This window comes from Pseudomonas sp. F8002 (assembly GCF_013385495.1).
Taxonomy (GTDB): Bacteria; Pseudomonadota; Gammaproteobacteria; order Pseudomonadales; family Pseudomonadaceae; genus Aquipseudomonas.
This window is the reverse complement of the sequence record NZ_JACAPW010000047.1, coordinates 21,077-27,076: the sequence shown is the minus strand read 5'-3', so window position 1 is coordinate 27,076 and position 6,000 is coordinate 21,077. Positions and strand designations below refer to the sequence as shown.

The following is a 6,000-nucleotide window of genomic DNA, read 5'->3' as shown; positions in this document are numbered from 1 at the left end:
GCGAGGCACCGAGTGGTGGGGCAAAGCGTTTTTTGGTTACTTTTTTAGGCGTTTGTAAAAAAGTGACCCGCTGTAAGAGCGGAACCCTAAGTGGCCGTTACCTAAACAACGGATATGTACCCAACCCTCAGGACTTCAGCGCCTTCTTAGGATAAATGTCATACCGACTGGACTTCCCATCCAACGCATGACTCGGCTTCACCCCCTCAATACACGGCGCCTTACGCGGCCGCTTGACCACCACCCGATGGCTGGCCAAAGCCAACGCCGCCGCCAACAACGCCGGCGCATCCGGATCATCCCCCACCAGAGGCCGAAACAACCGCATCTCCTTCTTCACCAACGCCGTCTTCTCCCGATGCGGAAACATCGGATCCAGATAAATCACCTGAGGCGGCTCCCCCTCCCAATCGCGCATCACCTCAATGGAGTTGCCCTTGAGCAACCTCATCCGCGCCACAATCGGCGCCACCTCAAAATCCTCTGCACCTCGCGCCAAGCCATCTTCCAGCAACGCCCCAATCAACGGCTGGCGTTCAATCAGGCTCATCTCGCAACCCAGGCTGGCCAACACAAATGCATCCTTTCCCAACCCGGCGGTAGCATCCAGCACCCTGGGCCGCACGCCCTGCGCCACACCCACCGCCTTGGCAATCATTTGCCCGCTGCCGCCGCCATACAGACGCCGGTGCGCCGCCCCACCCTCCACAAAATCCACCCGCACCGGCCCCGGCGCCTCAGGCCCCAGCTGTTGCAACTGCAGCCCCTGCTCCCCCACCTGCAAGGCAAAATCCGCCTCATCCAGCTGCAAAGGCAACCCCAGCTGCTCGGCCCAGTGCTGCGCACGCGCCTGAAAACCTTCGGCCAAGGCCTCGACCCGAATGCGGCTGGCCGCTGGTTGTTCGCTCATCGGTGACTACGCTCAAAAATATTAAGGATCGGCAAAAAGCGGCCGATAAAAAAAAGGATCCGGCATTTTGCCAGAGCTGAGCGACGATCGAGAGAAATGTCAGACATTCCTTCGCTATTCACCGGTGTACTGCCGACCCACAACCACTTCGGCCTGCGCAATACCCAAGCGCTGGCCGGCGTCAGTCATGTGTGGCAGGACTTCTTCGCCCAGGCGTTGGCCGAACAGCTCGGCGACACGCCGGGCGCGCTCGCCAAGTCGGTGGCGAAACCTGTGGACCCGGCGGTAGAACCCAACGAAGGCAGTGACCTGCTGTCGCAGATCGTCACCCAGCGCGCCTGTGATGTGACAGACACCGAGATCGCCCCGCCCGAGCCGCTGTTCCTGCCTATCGCCGAATTCGAACTGGAATTGCTGCCACCGGCCCCGCCTCCGTACCCGGCGGAAGAAGTGGTCGCCCAGCAAAAGCAGCAGAACTTCGAAAGCGGTTGGGTGCGCCCCATCGTGCTGACCGCCGGCCAACCGCTGCCCGAACCGGGTCCCGCGCCGCAACCACGCCCGCTGCATTTGCCGATCGCCGAATTCGAACTGGACCTGCTGCCACCACCACCGCCACCGTTCCCGGCAGAAGAGCTGGTTGAGCAACAGAAAGCCCTGGATTTCGACAGCCGCTGGGCGCGTCCGCTGATCCTGCACAACCTGCGCCTGGCCGCCTGACCCTCAGCGACACACCCACCACCGACCCATGTCCAGATGAAAGTGATTACGGTGGGCGGCGTTGTAATCCGGGCTCAACACCACATTGAAATCCTTGCAGGCGCCGTCGCGCACTTGCCGCAGGAAGCGCGCACGCTCGCCGTCACCCGGCCAATCCTTGAGCACACTGATGGTGCGCCCGTCCGCCAGGCGAAACCCGGCGATATCCAACGCATTGGCCGACGCATGCTGGCTGAGTCGCCCGTTGGCGCGGTTGTAGATATTGCGACAGGCAAAGCTGCCCAGGTGATCGACCTGCGTCACTGTCTGGCCAAACACCGCCTGGGCCGCTGGTTGCAGGCTATGGCGCTCGAACAGGGCGAACGCCACGGCCAGCGGGCAACTGGCGAGAAAGCTGCTGCTCAAGCCGACATCAGCGCCTTGGACCCGCAATGTATTGCGCAGCGGGCAAGCCGCGTCGGCAGGGCTGTCCGCCTGATGGGCGACCCGCAGCCCGGAGGTCTTCAGCACTTGGTCACATAGGGCGGGATCATCCTGCAAACGCCCAAGCTTGAATCGGGTCAGCAGGTTCGGGCTTGCCCGCACGTCCAGCGGCGCCCACGGGTTCCACTCATCGGGCAGCGGCACCCAGCCCCGCCACACGCCAACCAACACACCACCTGCCAACACCAGCAGCACGCCCAGCACCTTGAAGAAACGCACGCCTCAGCCCTTGAACAGTTGATTGGCCTGGCTGAACGGCATCGAGCGCTCAGTGAAGGTAAACGTGCCCAACTCATGAACCTCCTGGGCCGCCCTGAAGAACTCGCCATAAGCCGCCAGGGCCATGGCCGAGCCGACGCTGATGCGCTTGACGCCCATCTCGCTCAACTGCGCCACGCTGAGTTTCAGGGCGCCTGACATCAAGATATTCACGGGCTTGGGTGCAACCGCCTTCACCACCGCCAATACTTCCTCGGCACTGCGCAGGGCCGGTGCATAGAGCACGTCGGCGCCAGCTTCGGCGTAGGCCTGCAGGCGGCGAATGGTGTCGGGCAAATCCGGCCGGCCATGCAGGAGGTTTTCTGCGCGGGCGGTCAGGGTGAAGGGGAATGGCAAACTGCGGGCAGCGGCGACTGCGGCTTCGACGCGCTCCACGGAAAGGTCAAAGGGATAGATCGGGTCGACGGCAATTCCGGTGGCGTCTTCGATGGAGCCACCGACAATCCCAGTCGCTGCCGCCCGCAGGATAGTCTCGGCGCAGCCTTCAGGGGTGTCACTGAAGCAGTTTTCCAGGTCGGCGGCGACGGGCAGCGAGGTCGCCTGGACGATCGCCCCGGCATTGCCCAAGGTGTCTTCCAGGGACAACGCACCTTCGGCATCCGGGCGGCCGAGGCTGAAGGCAAAGCCGGCGCTGGTGGTGGCCAGGGCTTCAAACCCCAGGCTGGCGAGCATTTTTGCAGAGCCGGCATCCCATGGATTGGGCATCACGAACGCGCGGTCACGCTCATGCAGGGCCTTGAAGGTTTCGGCGCGAAGGGTTTGGGCATCCATGACTGACTCCTGTCGGGAAAAGGAGCCTTAGAGTAACCCCAGTTGCTCCGCTTCGGGTTCTCGATGCAGGGTGGGCAATGCCGGCAAGCCGGGCAAGCGCAGCATCAATTTCTCATGAAAGCGCAAGGCCAGTTGGGCGGCCAGGCGGTTGTCGGAAGTGTGAAGAAACACGTAGGGCGTACGCCCCTCTTCGATCCAGCCGGCGACCTTTTCAATCCAGGGCACCAGGAACGGATCATTGGCTTCCAACTCCGGATGGCCAATAAAGCGCACTTGCGGAAACTGCGTCAGCGCCGCCGGGCGAGGCGGCACCTTGGGCTTTTTCGATTGGGCGTGCAGCACGGCTGCCGAGGTGGAGGTGCAACTGAACAACGCACGCGGGTCCAGGCAGATGCGCTCGACACCGCGGTCGCGCAGCAAGCGGTTGAGACTGCGCTCGGCGTCGCCCTTGGCGAAGAATTCCGAATGACGCACCTCCACCGCCAACGGTCGCTCCAGCCCGTCGATAAACCCGGCCAACTCACCCAGGCGCTGCGGGGTAAAACTGGCCGGCAGCTGCAGCCACAACGGCGAAATACGCTCGCCCAACGGGCTCATCAACCCCAGGAAACTTTCCGCCGCCGGCAACTGCTCGATCAGGTTGCCGCTGTGGCTGATATCCCCCGGAAACTTGGCCGTGAAGCGAAAATGCCCGGGCATGATTTCAGCCCAGCGCTGCACGGTAGCGACGGAAGGACGGGCGTAGAAGGTGGTGTTGCCCTCGACGGCGTTGAAGACCTGGGAATACAGGGCAAGGTAATCGCTGGAGCGGGCGTCGGCGGGATACAGGTATTCGCGCCAGGCGTTTTCACTCCAGGACGGACAACCGAGGTAGTAAGGCAACAGCATCAGATATGGATATCGAGGCCCAGCACTTCCATATCCCATTCGACAAAGCCGGCAGTGGTCAGGTAGCTGGCCAGGGCATTGGCGACGTTTTTGCTCATGGAGCGCGGGAAGATCATGTCTTGCTGGCGGGCAGGAACGCCGCTGGTGCGTGCACCGCCGGAACCCTGGGAACGGGTTGAAACAGCAGTGTTGTCAGACTGGATTTCAACAAAATCGGGCGAGTCTTCGACGGAGTCGTCTACCGTCACGTTCGCCTTGCGAGGCTTGCGCTTGAGGGGGTAGGACTGTGATGAAAAGCCGTCTATGCGCATACATGCGAACTCGGTATCGGTGATGGCATTTTAGTGGCGCTTTCCATGGCGCGCAAATGCTCTGGTGATAACTAGAACACATAATTGGTAAAAGGTTTAAAAGCGCGGGCAAATTCTGACGATTGGCTATTTTTGTCTGAAATTGCCCGCACTTTTGACGTCAAATAATCCCGCGTTCAGCCTTGGTCTGCGCCACTTTATCCCGCAGGTACACAGGGGCTGCCTGGTCCGCCGGAATCGCCTCGCCCCGCTCCCAGGCAAAGCGTGCCAGGGCCAGCAGGTCTTCGGCGTGGGGCAGCATCCCCGCATCCTGGCCGGCAAGCGTCACGCCAATGCGCTCGCCGTAGCCCCAGCCGGTGCCGGCACCGAACCAGTCGCCGCTGGCATCGCCCGGCAACGCCGCCGCTTCAGGTGGCAGCACGGCCTCAGCGCCGATCAGGCGCATCTCGCCAGCGGTTTCGCGGTAGCAGCCCCAATACACTTCGTCCATGCGCGCATCGATGGCTGCTGCAACCTGGCTTGCACCGTGCTCGCGAAACGCGCGCTGCGCCAGCACCGCCAGGTTGGACACCGGCAACACCGGACGCTCCAGCGCAAACGCCAACCCCTGGACCACACCGATAGCGATGCGCACGCCGGTGAACGCGCCCGGGCCGCGCCCGAATGCGATGGCGTCCACTGCCGACAAGGTGGTGCCCGCGTCCAGCAGCAATTGCTTGATCATCGGCAACAGCTTCTGCGCGTGCAGGCGCGGGATCACCTCGTAGTGGCTCGTGACCTTGCCATCGTGCAGCAGGGCAACGGAGCAAGCTTCAGTCGCGGTGTCCAGGGCCAGCAAGGTGCTCATCGGTGTATGCATCCACGTTGAAAAAAAGTGCGTCAGTATAAACAACAACGGCCCGCAAGCGGGCCGTTGTCAATCAAGCGGATGAACGATCAGCTCAGCGCTTGCAGTACTTTGCCAGTGATGGCTTCAACCGAACCCACACCTTCGATGTGGCTGTACTTCGGCTTGCCCTGGGCGGCCGAGAGCTTCTGGTAGAAGTCCACCAGCGGCTTGGTCTGGGAATGGTAGACCGACAGGCGATGACGCACGGTCTCTTCGGTGTCGTCCTTACGCTGCACCAGGTCTTCGCCGGTGACATCGTCCTTGCCCGCGACTTTCGGCGGGTTGTAGACGATGTGGTAGACGCGGCCCGAGGCCTCGTGAACACGACGACCGGCAATACGCTGCACGATCTCTTCGTCTTCAACGGCGATTTCCACCACGTTGTCCAGCTCGACGCCGGCCTTCACCAGGGCTTCAGCCTGGGGAATGGTGCGCGGGAAGCCATCGAACAGGAAACCGTTCTTGCAGTCTTCCTGGCTGATGCGTTCCTTGACCAGGTTGATGATTAGGTCATCGGAGACCAGGCCGCCGCTGTCCATCACGCTCTTGGCGATCAGGCCCAGCTCGGTGCCGGCCTTGACGGCCGCACGCAGCATGTCGCCGGTGGAGATTTGTGGAATGCCGAATTTTTCAGTGATGAACTTTGCCTGAGTACCTTTACCGGCCCCGGGAGCTCCCAGCAGAATGACGCGCATCGATGTGCTCCTCAATTTTTTATAGAGATGACGCTCGGATTCGCCGCGTGGGGCCAA

The 6,000-nt window shown here is 62.0% G+C and carries 8 protein-coding genes; 1 reads left to right on the top strand and 7 read right to left on the bottom strand.

The annotated features are described in order from the left end of the window. Window positions 1-127: 127 nt before the first annotated feature. Window positions 128-910, bottom strand: coding sequence for a class I SAM-dependent methyltransferase (locus HX811_RS30075; protein WP_003219204.1), 783 nt, complete (start codon window positions 908-910; stop codon window positions 128-130). 96 nt (window positions 911-1,006) lie between these two features. Here HX811_RS30075 and HX811_RS30070 point away from each other — a divergent pair, with 96 nt between their 5' ends. Beyond that, complete coding sequence (locus tag HX811_RS30070) at window positions 1,007-1,627, top strand: energy transducer TonB (protein WP_177048591.1); 621 nt, start codon at window positions 1,007-1,009, stop codon at window positions 1,625-1,627. 3 nt (window positions 1,628-1,630) lie between these two features. On the opposite strand, the gene HX811_RS30065 is transcribed toward HX811_RS30070, so the two are convergent. The 6 genes from HX811_RS30065 to adk form a co-directional block, all read right to left on the bottom strand. Beyond that, complete coding sequence (locus tag HX811_RS30065) at window positions 1,631-2,329, bottom strand: extensin family protein (protein ID WP_177048589.1); 699 nt, start codon at window positions 2,327-2,329, stop codon at window positions 1,631-1,633. A gap of 3 nt (window positions 2,330-2,332) precedes the next feature. Then, window positions 2,333-3,160: an isocitrate lyase/phosphoenolpyruvate mutase family protein gene (locus tag HX811_RS30060; protein WP_177048587.1), complete on the bottom strand. Its 828-nt coding sequence runs from the start codon at window positions 3,158-3,160 to the stop codon at window positions 2,333-2,335. Window positions 3,161-3,187: 27 nt separating this feature from the next. Further along, window positions 3,188-4,048 carry a DUF72 domain-containing protein gene (locus HX811_RS30055; RefSeq protein ID WP_177048586.1) on the bottom strand — a complete coding sequence of 287 codons (861 nt, stop codon included), beginning with the start codon at window positions 4,046-4,048 and terminating at the stop codon, window positions 3,188-3,190. Beyond that, window positions 4,048-4,359, bottom strand: a complete 312-nt coding sequence (locus HX811_RS30050) for a hypothetical protein (RefSeq protein WP_003219213.1) — start codon at window positions 4,357-4,359, stop codon at window positions 4,048-4,050. The genes HX811_RS30055 and HX811_RS30050 overlap by 1 nt, the downstream gene beginning before the upstream one ends. Window positions 4,360-4,519: 160 nt before the next feature. Continuing rightward, window positions 4,520-5,206: a tRNA (adenosine(37)-N6)-threonylcarbamoyltransferase complex dimerization subunit type 1 TsaB gene (tsaB, locus tag HX811_RS30045; protein ID WP_177037000.1), complete on the bottom strand. Its 687-nt coding sequence runs from the start codon at window positions 5,204-5,206 to the stop codon at window positions 4,520-4,522. An 89-nt stretch (window positions 5,207-5,295) separates the two neighbouring features. Beyond that, window positions 5,296-5,943 carry an adenylate kinase gene (gene adk, locus HX811_RS30040; protein ID WP_177048584.1) on the bottom strand — a complete coding sequence of 216 codons (648 nt, stop codon included), beginning with the start codon at window positions 5,941-5,943 and terminating at the stop codon, window positions 5,296-5,298. Window positions 5,944-6,000: the final 57 nt, after the last annotated feature.